This window comes from Pseudoalteromonas xiamenensis, assembly GCF_030994125.1.
In the GTDB taxonomy this organism is placed as follows: Bacteria; Pseudomonadota; Gammaproteobacteria; order Enterobacterales; family Alteromonadaceae; genus Pseudoalteromonas; species Pseudoalteromonas xiamenensis_B.
In genome coordinates this window covers 181,818-196,783 of record NZ_CP099918.1, presented here as the reverse complement: position 1 = coordinate 196,783, position 14,966 = coordinate 181,818, and the positions used below count along the sequence as shown (strand labels likewise).

Genomic DNA, 14,966 nt, shown 5'->3' with positions numbered 1-14,966 from the left:
AGGTAACGTGCACGTAAGATTACTTATTCTGTTCAACATCCTTGTTGAGCAAAGGAAAGGTCGTTATTCAACGAATTTCCACGTAATGGAGTCCATCGCTAACGCATGCAATTCGATAGGCGCTTCGAAAATATCGACGTGGTCTTCTGGGTGGGCAGAAAAATAGGCTACGTAAAAAGGCGCGAAATGTTCAAAACTAGGATGAGCACGTTTCACGTCTGAATTGTTACGCACGTATTGCTTAAACCCGTCAGTGTCTTTGCTCTTTACGTAATAAAACAAGGATTCCCGCAAACGGTTTACGTAAGACGCCGGCTCAGACGATGTTTTGAGGTCGGCGAAATTATGACTCACTCCGCCCGACATCAACACCGCGTAACCTTCCAACCTTAACCGCGCGAGACACTGTCCAAGTATTTCTAATTGTTCAAGCGTCCAACTTGCTGGGTAGGACATTTGAATAATTGGGACGTCAGACGTTGGCAAAAGGTAACGCATTGGAATCCAAATACCATGATCCAGGTGAGCTTGACTTGTGGTGGTTACCGGCAAGTTTGATGCGGATATCTTTCGTGCAACCTCTTCGGCAAAAGTTTGATGACCTGCCGCTTCATAAGTCAACTCATACAACGGTTTTGCAAAGCCATAAAAATCATGAACAATGCGGTGCTGCTGCGTTGTGTTGATTGTTAAACTTGATGTTGTATAGTGGGGTGACATGGCAATGATTGCTTTTACGTTGCGAAGCTCTTTGCCTTGCTCTTTTAAGTTACTTGCTGCAATCGATGTGTTGTCCAGCGCAAAGGTCGGTGCACCGTGACTGACATAGATAAGTGGCGCATTAGCCGCTTTCATTGCATGTTACTCCTATGCTTTGGCCGTTGTAACTTGAGCCGATTTAAATCGAGATTCGATTGCATAAGCACCATTGCCAAGCAACGCTTGAACGACACTGGCCATAATTAAAAATAACGGATACTCATAACCACCACCAGCATTTCCGAACCCCCAGCCATTCGCTCCATGCACAAAAACAATTGAGCCGATTAAGATAGGAATGAGTAATACTGACACAAGCCTGACTTGAAATCCAATGACCAACAATAGACCACCCGCTAATTCGAGCGACATAGTTAACGGGCCTAAAAACTCGGGTAATCCGAGTGACCCAAAAAATCCCGCTGTGCCTGCTGGCGTAAAAACAAGTAGTTTTAGAAAACCATGAGCGAGAAACATCACGCCCAGTGACAATCGCAAAATGGTGGTTGCTAGAGCCGGTTGATTAAATTTATTCATCTTATACCTCAAAATGTAACCTGTGCTTTCTTATTAAACGACAGGCGTTTGCTTAAACACGATGATTTAATAAGCGAATCGTGTCTGGAAGAAGACGTATTGATGCCGTCCAGCTTGCAGTGAGTCGTCACTAAATCGGTATGAAGTAAAGATACGATTTGCTTTTGAATTGAACAATTGGCAAATTATCTGAAATAGTGTTCAAAAATAATGAACAATTATGGATAAGTTGAATTTAATGAGCTGCTTTATTGCATTGGTTGAAGAGGGTTCTTTTACCAAGGCGGCCAGCCGCTTGGGGCGCTCAAAAGCATTGGTAAGTACACACGTCAAGACACTGGAAGAACAGCTTCAAGTACGTTTGTTATACCGGTCCACGCGTCATATCCGTCTTACAGAGGATGGCCGTGTGTATTACGAAGAAGCAAAGCGTTTACTCGAAGGCATCATACAGCTGGAACACAATTTACTTGCTGACTCCACAGGGATGGCCGGGCGGCTCCGTATAAGCGTGCCGACAACTTATGGTGAGCAATGTCTTGTGCCATTTCTTGCACAAATGAAAATCACCTATCCTCAATTACACATTGATTGTGTATTTCAAGACAGATTTGTCGATTTGGTGTCGGAAGGATTTGATCTCTGTGTCCGGGTTGGTCGACTCTCCGATTCAACACTAATTGCAAAACAAGTCGGCGAAATTAAACTTCAAGTCAGCGTATCACCTGCTTTCCTTGAACAATATGGTCCAATTAATTCAATTGATGTTCTCAGTCAATTGCCATGCATCGGTGACAGCAATGGAAAGTTAGACGGTAAATGGCAGCTTAATGGCGTTAAGTTTAACATTAACGAGACGCTTCGCGTGAACAGTGCAAGTGCCGCTGCACAATTTGCTGCGTTAGGCTTAGGGGTCTGTTTTTGTCCTGATTTTGCACTCAAACCGTACGTTGAAAACGGGCAGTTGGTGACATTACCATTTGAAGAAATGCAGATGCCTGTGCATGTCGTGTATCCGCATCGAAGCCACTCTCATGGCAAAGTCACCACGTTTACCGCTGATTTAAAAAAGTATTTAAGTGAGAAATCTAACGCGAATCCATATAGCGATTAACGATTTGATCATAAGTTCCATTTTGTTGGATAAGTCTCAGTCCTTGATTGAAGGATTCAATAATTTGACTCGCTCTGGGGTTACTTTTAAGTACCGCAATATGAACGGGCCAATCGGCGATGATAGGCTCGCGAAAGGAAAACGAACTAAAAGCGGGGTCTTGTTTGAATTCATACAGTGCAGCATGTTTATCCGCAATGACACCTTCTACACGCTCTTTGTGCAATTGAAGTAAACAGGTACGTAACTCAAGCAACGTCATCTGCTTTAGGTCTTTAATTGGATCGAGTAAACTTTGATAACCAAAGCCCAAAATAGTACAAATGTGATGTCCAGATAGACTTACTAAGCCTTGATAATCAATCGGTACGGTAGGGGAAGTGACAAAATATAATTGATTAGAAATATAGGGTTCACTGAATTCATAGACTGCTTCACGTGCGGGCGTTTTCCAAAGTGCCGTAATCAAATCTAAATCGCCCTTAGCAAGTTCTCTCATGGCACGAGAAAAAGGCGATGGATGAAACTCAAAACCTTTGTTGGATGCATTAAACGCCGCTTTGACTATTTCTACGCTAAGACCCGTTTGTGTTGAAATAAAGTAAGGAGGCCAGATACTGTGGCCGCCGACATACAGGTCTTCGTCCTTAGCTGAAGTCAAAAAGGGTAAAAGTAACATACAGCAGGCGATTGCTGTCCACTTCATCAGCGCATTCCTAATGCAAATTGAAATTTAGCAAAAGACGGTTATCCTGTTTGGTTCCAATAGAGTAATATGACTACTCCAAACAGTCTAAGCGTAGCTCAAACTCCATTTTATACAATTTTACTAAGAAACCGAATATCGTCACTTTTGGTTAGTGAATTTTCTAACGATTAATTGGTCTTTCGGAAGTTTCAGTAACTATATTTATATGTTGGATTTTTTAATAGAAGCTGACTTTGATTTTAGCTGTTTAGTTTTATTTTCTATGTTGTGGGTAAAGGTTTTTTATGCAAAGAAATATGTCATTAGATATATTGAAGTTGGCTATGGCTTTCATGGTTGTTGGCCTTCATGCTGGATTTTTAAATGAATTTACTTCCTTAGGTCACTATCTTACGGTTAATGGCTTTTTTCGAATTGCAGTCCCTGTTTTTTTGATAATAAATGGATACTATTTCTGTGATGTGGTTCTTAAAGGGAATTATTTGAATTGGTTTAAGCGACTTGTTGTTTTGTATTTATTTTGGATGCTTATCTATTCTGTTTTTTGGTTTGAACTACCTGGTTTTTCTTTTATAGAAATAGCGAGGCTGTTATTTAAATTTTTTATTGGTTATCATCATTTATGGTATGTTTCAGGAATGATTGGTGCTGCGGTTATGTTGGTAATGTTACGTAATCGGTCATCAAAATTATTGTTTTCTTTAATGTGTATTACTTTTCTATGTGGTGTTTTAATTCAGTATCTAGGAAATTATCATTACTTCGGTAGTGGTTTTTTGGACAAATTGTTCAATTTAACTTGGATGCATAGAAACGCAATTTTATTTTCATATCCTTTTTTTTGTTTGGGTTACCTTATAAAAAAGCATGAGTTCTATAAAAAACTTGATAAAAATCAGCTGTATCTAATGGTTTTTATCGGTTTGGTCTTTCTTTTGTTAGAATCTTACTATAACTTTAGTAGGCAAGGGGGGGCGTTTGATATTTACTTATCTCTTATTTTTGTAGCTCCTGCAATATTTTTGCTTTTTAATAACATAAACGTGATTGGTAGTAGCAAATCTATTGCCCTTTACTCGTCTTCTATCTATTTCGTTCACTCTTTTGTTTTAAGTGTTCTAATTGACTTTACAAATTTGGGGCCTTCTTTAATAACAGTTTGTTGTATCACTCTTTCTTTTCTCTTATCTATAGCTGTCCTAAAAATTCATGAAAGATTTAGATTTATTCTGTGAATATTCAGGTTTAATGAGTGATATTTTATACTGTGGAGTGAAAAAGAGCTTACTTTAAACTCTTTTTCACAGGTCACAGGTCACAGAATTTTTAGAGGGCTAATAACTCATTGCGCACAATTTCCGCACCGGCTTGAAGCGCTTGAAGTTTCCCTCTGGCTACGTCACGAGGTAGCGGAGCCATGCCACAATTAGTGCAAGGATAGAGTTTGTCCGCATCGACATATAGCAGTGCTTGTCTAAGTGTTTGCGCCACTTCTTCGGGTGTTTCAATGCGGTTGTTTGCAACGTCAATCGCTCCAACCATGACTTTTTTACCGCGGATTAGTTCAAGTAGTTCAATGGGTACATGTGAGTTGTGGCACTCTAAAGAAACAATGTCGATGTTCGATTTTTGCAATTTGGGAAAAACGGCCTCGTACTGTCTCCATTCAGTACCAAGCGTTTTCTTCCAGTCGGTATTCGCTTTGATGCCATAGCCATAACAAATGTGTACGGCAGTCTCACATTTGAGTCCATCGATAGCTCGCTCTAAACAGGCGATTCCCCAATCATTCACATCATCAAAAAATACATTAAAGGCGGGTTCATCAAATTGAATGATATCGACCCCTGCGGCTTCCAATTCTTTTGCTTCTTGATTAAGTATTTTGGCAAATTCCCAAGCCAATTTTTCGCGGCTTTGGTAGTGAGCATCATACAAAGTATCAATCATCGTCATCGGACCGGGTAACGCCCATTTTATGGGTTTATCTGTTTGTTGGCGCAAAAACTTTGCGTCTTCCACAAACACCGGCTTTTGCCTAGAAACGGGGCCTACGACAGTGGGCACGCTGGCTTCGTAACGATTACGAATCGTCACTGTTTTACGATTTTCAAAATCCACACCACTTAAGTGTTCTATGAATGTGGTGACGAAATGCTGCCGAGTTTGTTCACCGTCACTAACAATATCAACACCCGCTTGTTGTTGCTCTTGAAGTGAAATACGTAGTGCATCCTGTTTACCTGAAACGAGTTCATTACCTTCTAGTTTCCATGGCGACCAAAGCGTTTCTGGCTCTGCCAACCAAGCAGGCTTCGGCAGGCTACCTGCGGTTGAGGTGGGTAAAAGTGTTTTCATGAATTTTCTTCCCAATAAAATTATGCGTAATTGGCAGACCAGTTTTCAAGAATCGAACGATACGGCTTGATGAAATGTTCTTCTGCAAACTTACCTTGTGCAATGGCTAACTTGCTGCGCTCTTCTCTGTCATACACAATTTGTGTTAATGAGTGATCTCCATTTTTCAAGTTGGGTTGATAGCGCTTACCCGCCGTTGCGTTGGCGTTATAAATTTCCGGCCGATAGATTTTTTGAAAGGTCTCCATCGTGCTAATTGTGCTGATGAGCTCAAGATTGGTGTAATCATTGAGCAGGTCGCCAAAGAAATAGAAAGCAAACGGAGCGACGCTATTTGGCGGCATAAAGTACCTAACTTGCAGGCCCATCTTTTTGAAATATTGTTCAGTTAACGATGACTCATTGGGTAAATATTCATAGCCAAGTACAGGGTGTTGATTTTCGGTGCGGTCATACGTCTTGTTGTCGGACACGCTTAAACAGATCACGGGTGGCTTTTTAAAGTGTTGATTGTATGCATTTGAATTCACGAAATACTTGAATAGCTTGCCATGAAGGTCACCAAAATTTGCTGGCACGCTAAATGTTGGTTGCTGCTTGTTGTGGTCTAATAATAAGACACTGAAGTCATAGTCCCGAACATAAGAGGAGAAATTGTTACCGACAATTCCCTCAATTCGTTCGTTTGTCGTATGGTCGACAATGTTTGTCTTCAGGATTTCGATAGAGGGAAAACTTGTACCGCTACCCACAATATCAAGATCCACGGACACAATTTCCAATTCGACAGAATAACGTGTGCCATTGGGGTTATCCCAATGGGCAAGCGCATTAAAACGATTATCGATCATCTTTAAGGCGTTGCGCAAATTCTGCTGACGACTAGCGCCTCTCGCTAGATTGGCGAAGTTGGTCGTGATACGTGTATTGTCTGAAGGATGGTAATTTTCGTCGAGGCGAATATTTTTGATATTAAAGTTAAACTCAGTACTCATGGTCATTCCCGTATTCAATATTTCAAAAGAATGTCTAAACCCTATTAGGGGCCAATGGCTTAGGCTTCTGGATTTGGACATTACTGTTTTGTATTTGTAGCTATCTAGCCGTCCAAAGGCTTAGTGGAGTGATTTATACGTGTTTCGGTACATGAAGAAAAACGGTATTAATTCACCTCGAACTTGAGTGAGATTCATGTTCTGGGTGGGGGAAACCTCGCATTTGTAATGCTATAAGGTACAATTCGGGAGGATACGTTTTGAAGTCTAGAAATCTAGATGTTCCATGACTGTTACACCAAATAATTCAACTAAATCGTGAGGATTATTCAAGCATTATCATCTTAAAGCCCATCTTTTGGGGGATTTTTGTTGGTACAATTTAAATCGCTTCAACTCATTTAACCCAATATCCGTTAGATAAATACCTCTGGTTGTACTGAGTTTAATGGGGCGTTTTTTACAACTCTAATGATTAAATAGATGTGGTACATGGAATGAGTGAATTAATACTATTGATTTTTTACTGTGCATTGCTTGGTAGCGGGGTGGGGTTTCTTGCGGGTTTATTGGGGATTGGTGGTGGGCTTGTGATAGTGCCAATTCTTAGTAGTATTCTTCTGCATTTCAGGGTACTGCCAATCGAACACATTGTTATTACAGCGATTGCGACGTCACTTGCGTCGATTCTTTTCACCTCAACCTCCTCCGCTCTTGCGCATCATAAAAATGGCAATGTCCCTTGGGATATTGCTCCATGGATCATGGTTGGCGTCGCACTGGGGGCGCTGTTAAGTGGTTTTATGGCCGCATGGTTGCCAGAAAAAGCCGTTCGCATGGTGTTTGCGATAAGTGTCATGCTGATAGCACTGAAAATGATGTTCAGCGGCAAAAGCCAAGCCCAGAAACAGCGTAATTTGCCAAACAAAGGCGTACTTGCATTGCTCACGTCACTTACTGGAGGATTGTCCGCAATGATAGGTATCGGTGGTGGCGCAGTACTCGTGCCGTTACTCACCTTCTTTTCACTCGATATGAAAAAAGCAATTGGTTGTGCTTCTGCCTGCGGTATCGTGATAGCCCTATTTGGTTCTATTGGTTACATTACTTCGGGTAGTGATCTCTTAGCGTTGCAAGATGGCTTTGCGGGTTTTGTTTACCTTCCCGCTCTCATTGGGATTGTGTGCACCTCTTGGTTTACGGCACCACTTGGGGCTAAAGCCACACATGTTTTGCCAGTCTCCACGATTAAGAAAATCTTCGCGGCATTGCTGTTCTTGGTGGCTACAAAAATGTTACTGGTATAAAGCAAGTTTTACGGGCGCCGACGGGGTATTTTACAATCGTGAACGAAGAAGTAAGTCGCTTAGACAGATAGTTAACTCACTGTTTATGCGTCTATTTATTGATAACCACTTCAATACACTGATTGCTATTGCACAGTTTAAATCCAACTTTTGTCTGCCAAATACTCTGCACAGTTAAATGAAAACCTGGCAAAGAGGTGATTGACCTGTCTATTACTTTATAGTTTAGAGTAGCTATCGCATTAAGAATGTACGAGGTTTGATGTGTATCGTATTTCCGAACTCGCTGAGTTGGTCGGGCTGTCGAGAACAGCATTGTTGTATTACGAGAAATTAGAATTGATAGTCGCAAAGCGTCGCGCAAATGGCTATCGAGTTTACAATGATGAAGATGTTCAAACTGTTAGACTAATACAACAGTTGCAAAATGGCGGTTTGACCTTGGCTGAATGTAAGGCATGTTTAAAAAGTAAGCTCAATAAAGAGGTGCTAAACATGCGGTATACAGCCCTAAAAATTGACATAGAGCAAAAGCAACGGTCGCTTGATTTACTGGCGGAATTACTGGGTAAATCTGAACGTAAATCGTGGCATACAACGCTTGCCCAAATTGCGCCAGATGCACATCTAAACTGGTTAAAAGTCCAAGGGTATGATGAAAAACAAGCCCTGAGAATTAGATGGTTATCAAAAGACATGAATGAACATGAAAAATATATGCACGATTTTTTCAGCATATTTGAAACATTAGAAAATTGGGGGCCTGGCAGTGAAGAAGACACGAGTATTGCTTTCAATAGCCTAGGTTTTAAACCTCAACAAATCTTGGAGATCGGTTGTGGAAACGGCAACTCCACCTTGAGATTAGCTAAACTCTCTGATGCCCATATCGTAGCCATCGATAACGAACAGTCAGCATTGGAGCGATTGTCAGCGAAAATAGCGTTGCTTAATCTTGACGCGAGGATATCGACAGATTGTATGAGCATGACTGGCTTATAGTTTGCCGATGGGCGTTTCGATCTTATTTGGGCAGAAGCATCTATTTACGTTATGGGAGTTCAAAACGCGTTGCAACAATGGAAACGTGTCTTGAACGATAACGGATGTATAGTGTTTAGTGATCTAGTCTGGTTATCTGAGCAAAGGAGCGACGCCGCCCAAATGTTTTGGAACGGCGAATATCCGGATATGCAAAATGTTGCTACTCGAATTTCATTAATAGAGAAAGCAGGGTATCAAATAATAGACTCTTTTACTTTGTCCGAAAATGCTTGGAAACAATATTATGTTCCGCTAGAGGCCAAGATCCATGCTCTCGAAAACGAATTAAATGATTCTCAAGCAGCGCGTGATATTCAAAAAGAAATTGACCTCTACAAGAACTACTTAGGGGAATTTGGATATCAGTTCTTCATTATTCAAAAACAATGATACGCCGCTTAATGGGAATAATTTGTGAGGGGAAGGGCATCGAACATCGTTTGCTCAGCCCCGAATACAATTGAAAACTTACGAACTTCCGTTAGATAAGAGTGTTTGCTCGTCTACTAACCGTTTTATATATCTCAGTGTGGTCTGACTTCGAGGAATGTAGCAGTCGTAGAATGTTACCGTTTAACTATCTAATATCAGGACATCAAAAAATGAGTTGAAATGGGTACAGAAAATCTGTTATTCCTATGCCGCTAGAAAATCAGCCCTTGTACGGAAAGAGGGTTTGGCCATAAAACGATTAGCTAAGGAAAAAGCAATGAAAACATCACTTTTAATAGCGCCAATCTTATTGACAATGACGGCGTGTAACACGATAAATTCCAAAAAAGTGGCGCTTGATTACATCGATTTGTCAAAACAAGAACAGCAAAACCAACTTGAGCAGTATTGGACACTTAAGAAAAACAAACCACCCGTATATCCTGTATCGGCTGCAGCAAACGGTAAATCGGGTTGTGTCGATGTGGTATTTGGTATCAACTCAGAAGGTAAAATGGAAGGCTACTCAATTCGTTCTTCGTATCCGAAAGGCGTCTTTGATGACGCTGCGGTCCTAGCTTTGAATAAGTGGCGTTGGGATCCAACTCAAGATAACGTCGCTAAAAAGCCCGTATTAACCTCCGTTCGTTTAGACTTCATGATCTTGAAGGACGTAAACGATGCTCAGTTTTTGGCAAACTGCCCAATGGCACATTCTTAACAACGTTATCGAGGCGGGTCAATGTCACCGTTAAGACTGGTATTGACTCTGAACCACCCCGCAATGGAGAATCGAGTGTGCTGCGCGGGTAATACCTCGTGTGGAAATTCATCGCTTAAAAACGTGACAAACGTGCCGTAGGAAGGTGTTACACGTAATAATTCTTCATCGTGGTTATCTGGCGAATAGACTACAAGCTCACCGCCAAATTCAGGTTGCCAATTGTTATTCAAATATAAAACTGTGGTGAGAACACGATTAGTTTTACCTTTGAACGCATCAAGGTGTTTCTTATAAAAGTCACCATGCTGATACTTGGCGAAGTGGCTTTCGTAGCTAAATAAGCCCATAAATAGTTGACGATTAACAAATTGCTGGAGTTGGCCCATGTGTTCAAGGTAGCTCTGCTCAAGCTCATTGTGGGTTTCCAGCCAATGAATTTTGTCGCGGCGGATCGTTGCGTTGGTTGCATGGCCCGTTTGACGCCCAATACCTGCAACATCAAAGCTGTCATGGTCAAGCTCATTCAATCTCGCTTCCAATGCACGCAATACATTGTTGGGAATAGCGTTGGTTGAGATGCTAATACCTCTGGTATACAAATCTTCTGCAATTTGTTCAAACGGTTCAAGGGATAGCTCAGGTGCTTGCATTAACGCCTCCAGTTCAATTAGAGGCGCGTTTTACCCTAAATCGAAGTCTGTTTACCAACAAGTATTTTTCATCGTAAAGATTCGTGAGGTTGATGCGTAAGCGATTAGTTCTTTTCTTTGAATTTTAGTTGGTTGATTAAACCCTCAGCTGCATTTTCAACCAAGTCGAGCACCAACTCGAACCCTTTCTCACCGCCGTAATAGGGATCGGGCACCTCGCTGTATCCCATATCGCCGAACTGCAAAAACAGCCCTACTTTGTGAAATTCGCTTGCGGGGCAACGGCTTTTCAAGTCAGCCAAATTTGTTTTGTCAGCGCATAAAACTAGGTCAAAATGAGAGAAATCTGACGGCGTCACTTGCCGAGCTTGCATGCCACTAAATGAATAACCACGTAACTTGCCATGCGATTTACTCCGGCTATCAGGTGGGTTACCTTGATGATAAGAGATAGTGCCTGCTGAGTCGACATGGAGCTCTAAACCAGCGCGCGCTGCTTTGTACTTTAACACGGCTTCCATGGTGGGAGAGCGACATATGTTGCCCATGCATACGACTAAAATGTTCTGTATTTGCGCTTTTTTCATATAGACATTCTTACAAAGTAAAGTGTTTAGTGCTGAATCCTATTGTCCAATTCACACAGAGCCAAATTGAGTTTGGCGACACCGTCCGGATCATTCAGTGTGTCAGTGAGTAAATGCAGGTGTGATTCGACTTCATTGATGCTGTCTGAGCGAAACAAAATTTCAAGCCATTGGTGATAGCTAAGATTCAACGCATTTATGAGCAGTTCATCCCGTTGACTATCCAGTTCACTCACCTCAAATTTTTGTCCGAAACGCATTAGTCGGCAGCGCTGATAGGCACGGGTGAGTTGATAAAGGCCACACGGGCTCCGTTCTGCAAAGTTAGCAATAGATTCGGCGCACAGAGGCTTTTCTGGCTTTGGAAAGTGAAAAACAAACCCGACTTGGTTCTCTTTATGATATTCAAAATGGATCAATTGATTGGGTTCTAATTGGTCGGTTCTAATAGGTAAAACGATAGGTGTATTTAAATTCGAGTCATTCAGCGAAAGTCGGTGGTTTTTGTAAGCCTGAATATCCGTGGTTAAGCACAATTTGTGTTTTGGCGTGATAGCCTCAGGAACAACAATGTTACCGCTAAATCGACTATTGTCATTGCGGTTGATGTCTAATGCGTGAGCTTTATCTAAGCGGAAAAACTCACCGATGGTTAACAATGTCGAGTAATCCGGACAGCCGATGGTAAAGTGCGCCCCAAGCGAAATACATTCTGGGATAAGGGCACCAGATGATGACAAATAAGGGACTAGATTTGCTAAAATCCAGACTTGCGGTTCACTCTTAAGCAGAACATTCATTGTTTCTGAAACGATGATATCAAATGATTCACTATTTTCCGGTGCCCATTTTGTGGCGTCGGCCAGATGGATACTGTCGATTTTGTCCGCCAGATCAAAATAACGGATCATCCTTTGAATGGCTTTAATATTTTCCGGATGTATATCAATCAACGTCACGCGAACGTTCAAACTGGGTAAAAACGCAAGAAGCGGGAGCACAAGTGTGCCATATGGGCCAGTCCCAGCATACAAAACACGTACAGACCTGCCTTTCGCGATACGGTCTTCGATGGCTTCTTTGACGGCTTGCAGAAATACTTGCGTACGCTTGGTTTCTTGTAGGCATTTAGCTGCAGAAACTGGCGAAATTGCGAGACCATGTTCAGTGGAAATATGCGACCACTCGTTTAGGTCAAAGTCCGCTCGGATTTCAGATATTTCACCCAAAAAAGACACGAGCCACTGCGTGTCTTGATGACATTCCCCCGTATTTGGCGAAGTATATAACAAAGCATGCATGACTTTGTAAAACGCATCGTTACCTTGCGGCGAGTCCATTATAGAACCTTTGAACGGAAAGCATTGATCGTAGATTAGCGGTAAATATAATAAAATCAATATACTATTTTAAACATGCGAATCTTGTTGGAGATAGCAGATAAGCATATCGATGGTAAAAATAAACGAGTTTGGCGAGCTAAACCTCGCAGATTCAGCGAAACTTCAGGTAAATCCGACTATACCGCAAGGTTAATATGAGATTTGGCCTTTTTGCTGCCTTACATAATGAATTGGAGAAGAAAGATGCGGATAGGGTATTTATTGTGTTTACTGTGTTTTTCAACGATGTTGAAAGCGAGCGAAGAAGCGTTGTCTGTAGACCAAGTTGTCCCTAGAAATGTCGAACTTGCGTTTCCTAATCCGAGTAACATTCAAGCGGATATTAGTGACTTTGATGTCTTAAGTCTCGTGCTCATGAGTAATGAACAAGGCGAACGTTGGGCCGTTGTGACGGTGGAAAATACGTCGACGGGTCGGCGAACACTGACGCAAAAACACCTTCTTGGTTTGTTTGCAAATGGGGAGCGACGAGCGCCGCTTGATTTTAAGCAAATTCTAAATGGTCGTGAAATAATGTCCTTAACGATAGGGTTTGGTGAAAGTAAATTTCCGTTGTTGGGTGTTTATTCACGTCTAGACTAACGCTTTCTTCACGGTAACCACTCTGAGCGTGGTTGATTTTTCTTGAATAAAAAGTTGAAAACGGGTTTGATGGTCAAGTCTAGTTACAATGTCGTCTAGCACACGGAATGGAATCCCAACATGGACTACTTACTTGCAGTAACACTTTTTGCGTTCGCTTCTTCAGTCACTCCAGGACCCAACAACATTTTGGTTATGTCTTCAGGTGTCAATTTTGGTATGTGGCGAAGTGTGCCTCTACTGTGTGGTATCTGTATTGGTTTTGCTTTCATGGTGGTCTTAGTCGGTCTTGGGTTTTCCCAAGTGTTCGAGCGGTTTCCTGAGTTTCACGTATGGCTTAAAGTAGCGGGCGTCCTGTATCTGTTGTACTTAGCGTGGTTAATTGGAACATCAACGGGCACCTTAGAGATTAAAACGCAGGGCAAACCACTCTCCTTCACCAATGGTGCATTGTTCCAATGGGTCAATGCGAAAGCTTGGGTTGTTGCAACAGGGGCGATCGCCACCTTTACGGATTCTGGGAACCAAGCAGGGTTAGGCTACCTAATTATTGGGCTTGTGTATTTGTTCGTGGCATTTCCAAGTGTAGGAATATGGCTTTGGTTTGGTTCTTTTTTAAGTCGTTTTTTACATACAACGCGTAATCAACAACGATTCAACTATGTCATGGCAAGCTTACTGGTCTTGTCCATTTTACCGGTGCTTATCGAGCTATTTTTGCTGTTAATGAACCCATCAAACTAAGCCGTTCTTGAGACAAAAGAATTGCTTTGATAGCTCATGCACTTATACCATATAGACTTCTACAAAAATAAGAGTCATGTATGAACCGAGTATTGCAATTGTTCCCTATCTGGGCGCTCGCGTTTTCTGCGATTGCCTATTTAAAGCCGGAACTCTTTACTGGCTTAAAAACACTTATCGTGCCGCTTCTGACAGTGATTATGCTCACTATGGGTCTCACTTTAACCCCCAGCGATTTTTTGCGCATAAAAGATAGCAAAAAGGCGGTATTAGCCGGTGTTGTGCTCCAATTTACGGTCATGCCAGCGGTCGCTATTTTCGTCTCCAATGTGTTTCAACTTGACGATACTTTACTCATAGGCATGGTATTAGTGGGGGCTGTAGCAGGTGGAACGGCAAGCAATGTGCTGTGTTATTTGGCTAAAGGTGACGTTGCATTGTCGATTACGATGACCGCAATTAGTACATTGCTAGGCGTTGCCTTAACTCCGCTGTTGATTGAATTGTTGGTTGGTCAAATCGTTGATATTCCAACATCGAGCATGGTCCTGAGTTTATTTAAAATTGTGCTGCTTCCCGTCGCATTTGGAATCGTGCTCAACCATTTTTTTAAAGTCACAATGTCGAAGATTACAGATGTGCTACCGATTTTCTCTATGGTGTCCATTGTGTTTATCATCGCGATTATTGTGGCGCTTAATGCAAACAAACTACACAGTGTCGGCATAATCATGCTGGCGGCTGTTATCGTTCACAACGGAAGTGGTCTACTCTTGGGTTATCTTGCAGGAAAGGCACTCGGGTTTGAGCCAAAAGTTTGCAAGACAATTGCACTAGAGGTGGGCATGCAAAACTCTGGGCTCGCCGTAGCGCTGGCGATGAAGTTTTTCACTCCTGCAGCCGCGATTGCTGGAACGATTTTCTCGATTTGGCACAATGTCAGTGGATCAATATTAGCGAGCTATTGGCAAAGACAAAGTAACAGTGAAAAACAACAATAATAACGCTGAATTGCACCGAA

The 14,966-nt window shown here is 41.9% G+C and carries 15 protein-coding genes and 1 pseudogene; 8 read left to right on the top strand and 8 right to left on the bottom strand.

The window, feature by feature from the left end; all coding sequences use genetic code 11:
- Positions 1 to 63: 63 nt before the first annotated feature.
- Together NI389_RS17965 and NI389_RS17960 are read right to left on the bottom strand one after the other, a co-directional pair.
- Positions 64 to 855, bottom strand: coding sequence for a dioxygenase family protein (locus NI389_RS17965; protein WP_308362786.1), 792 nt, complete (start codon positions 853 to 855; stop codon positions 64 to 66).
- 12 nt (positions 856 to 867) lie between these two features.
- The gene (locus tag NI389_RS17960; protein ID WP_308362785.1) at positions 868 to 1,296 is read right to left on the bottom strand and encodes a DoxX family protein; all 429 of its coding nucleotides are present in this window, start codon (positions 1,294 to 1,296) and stop codon (positions 868 to 870) included.
- Positions 1,297 to 1,516: 220 nt separating this feature from the next.
- On the opposite strand from NI389_RS17960, the gene NI389_RS17955 reads away from it, so the two are divergent.
- A complete protein-coding gene (locus tag NI389_RS17955) occupies positions 1,517 to 2,410 on the top strand; it encodes a LysR family transcriptional regulator (protein ID WP_308362784.1) in 894 nt (297 codons plus the stop codon).
- On the opposite strand, the gene NI389_RS17950 is transcribed toward NI389_RS17955, so the two are convergent.
- On the bottom strand, positions 2,385 to 3,116 hold the full coding sequence (locus NI389_RS17950) for a substrate-binding periplasmic protein (protein ID WP_308362782.1): 732 nt from the start codon (positions 3,114 to 3,116) through the stop codon (positions 2,385 to 2,387). The two genes, NI389_RS17955 and NI389_RS17950, sit on opposite strands and share 26 nt — an antisense overlap.
- Positions 3,117 to 3,403: 287 nt before the next feature.
- On the opposite strand from NI389_RS17950, the gene NI389_RS17945 reads away from it, so the two are divergent.
- Positions 3,404 to 4,354 (top strand): acyltransferase, encoded by a 951-nt coding sequence (locus NI389_RS17945; protein WP_308362781.1) that lies wholly within the window; start codon positions 3,404 to 3,406, stop codon positions 4,352 to 4,354.
- Between the two features lie 91 nt (positions 4,355 to 4,445).
- Here the strand turns inward: NI389_RS17945 and NI389_RS17940 are convergent, their stop codons facing one another.
- Positions 4,446 to 5,477 carry a methionine synthase gene (locus NI389_RS17940; RefSeq protein ID WP_308362780.1) on the bottom strand — a complete coding sequence of 344 codons (1,032 nt, stop codon included), beginning with the start codon at positions 5,475 to 5,477 and terminating at the stop codon, positions 4,446 to 4,448.
- 20 nt (positions 5,478 to 5,497) lie between these two features.
- Complete coding sequence (locus NI389_RS17935) at positions 5,498 to 6,472, bottom strand: DUF1852 domain-containing protein (RefSeq protein WP_308362779.1); 975 nt, start codon at positions 6,470 to 6,472, stop codon at positions 5,498 to 5,500.
- 497 nt (positions 6,473 to 6,969) lie between these two features.
- Here NI389_RS17935 and NI389_RS17930 point away from each other — a divergent pair, with 497 nt between their 5' ends.
- From NI389_RS17930 to NI389_RS17920, 3 genes and pseudogenes are all read left to right on the top strand, one after another.
- Positions 6,970 to 7,779 carry a sulfite exporter TauE/SafE family protein gene (locus NI389_RS17930; RefSeq protein WP_308362778.1) on the top strand — a complete coding sequence of 270 codons (810 nt, stop codon included), beginning with the start codon at positions 6,970 to 6,972 and terminating at the stop codon, positions 7,777 to 7,779.
- A 264-nt stretch (positions 7,780 to 8,043) separates the two neighbouring features.
- Positions 8,044 to 9,213: pseudogene (locus NI389_RS17925) on the top strand (MerR family transcriptional regulator).
- Positions 9,214 to 9,532: 319 nt separating this feature from the next.
- Positions 9,533 to 9,976: an energy transducer TonB gene (locus NI389_RS17920; protein WP_308362776.1), complete on the top strand. Its 444-nt coding sequence runs from the start codon at positions 9,533 to 9,535 to the stop codon at positions 9,974 to 9,976.
- Positions 9,977 to 9,981: 5 nt separating this feature from the next.
- On the opposite strand, the gene NI389_RS17915 is transcribed toward NI389_RS17920, so the two are convergent.
- The 3 genes from NI389_RS17915 to NI389_RS17905 all read right to left on the bottom strand — a co-directional run bounded on the left by NI389_RS17915 (position 9,982) and on the right by NI389_RS17905 (position 12,556).
- Positions 9,982 to 10,629, bottom strand: a complete 648-nt coding sequence (locus tag NI389_RS17915) for a 2OG-Fe(II) oxygenase (protein WP_308362775.1) — start codon at positions 10,627 to 10,629, stop codon at positions 9,982 to 9,984.
- 104 nt (positions 10,630 to 10,733) lie between these two features.
- A complete protein-coding gene (locus NI389_RS17910) occupies positions 10,734 to 11,201 on the bottom strand; it encodes a low molecular weight protein-tyrosine-phosphatase (protein WP_308363481.1) in 468 nt (155 codons plus the stop codon).
- A 41-nt stretch (positions 11,202 to 11,242) separates the two neighbouring features.
- The gene (locus NI389_RS17905; RefSeq protein WP_308362773.1) at positions 11,243 to 12,556 is read right to left on the bottom strand and encodes a class I SAM-dependent methyltransferase; all 1,314 of its coding nucleotides are present in this window, start codon (positions 12,554 to 12,556) and stop codon (positions 11,243 to 11,245) included.
- Positions 12,557 to 12,802: 246 nt separating this feature from the next.
- Here NI389_RS17905 and NI389_RS17900 point away from each other — a divergent pair, with 246 nt between their 5' ends.
- The 3 genes from NI389_RS17900 (at position 12,803) to NI389_RS17890 (ending at position 14,946) form a co-directional block, all read left to right on the top strand.
- Complete coding sequence (locus NI389_RS17900; protein WP_308362771.1) at positions 12,803 to 13,201, top strand: hypothetical protein; 399 nt, start codon at positions 12,803 to 12,805, stop codon at positions 13,199 to 13,201.
- Positions 13,202 to 13,321: 120 nt separating this feature from the next.
- Entirely contained in the window at positions 13,322 to 13,945 is a 624-nt protein-coding gene (locus NI389_RS17895; protein WP_308362770.1) for a LysE family translocator, read from the top strand.
- Between the two features lie 80 nt (positions 13,946 to 14,025).
- The gene (locus NI389_RS17890; RefSeq protein WP_308362768.1) at positions 14,026 to 14,946 is read left to right on the top strand and encodes a bile acid:sodium symporter family protein; all 921 of its coding nucleotides are present in this window, start codon (positions 14,026 to 14,028) and stop codon (positions 14,944 to 14,946) included.
- Positions 14,947 to 14,966: the final 20 nt, after the last annotated feature.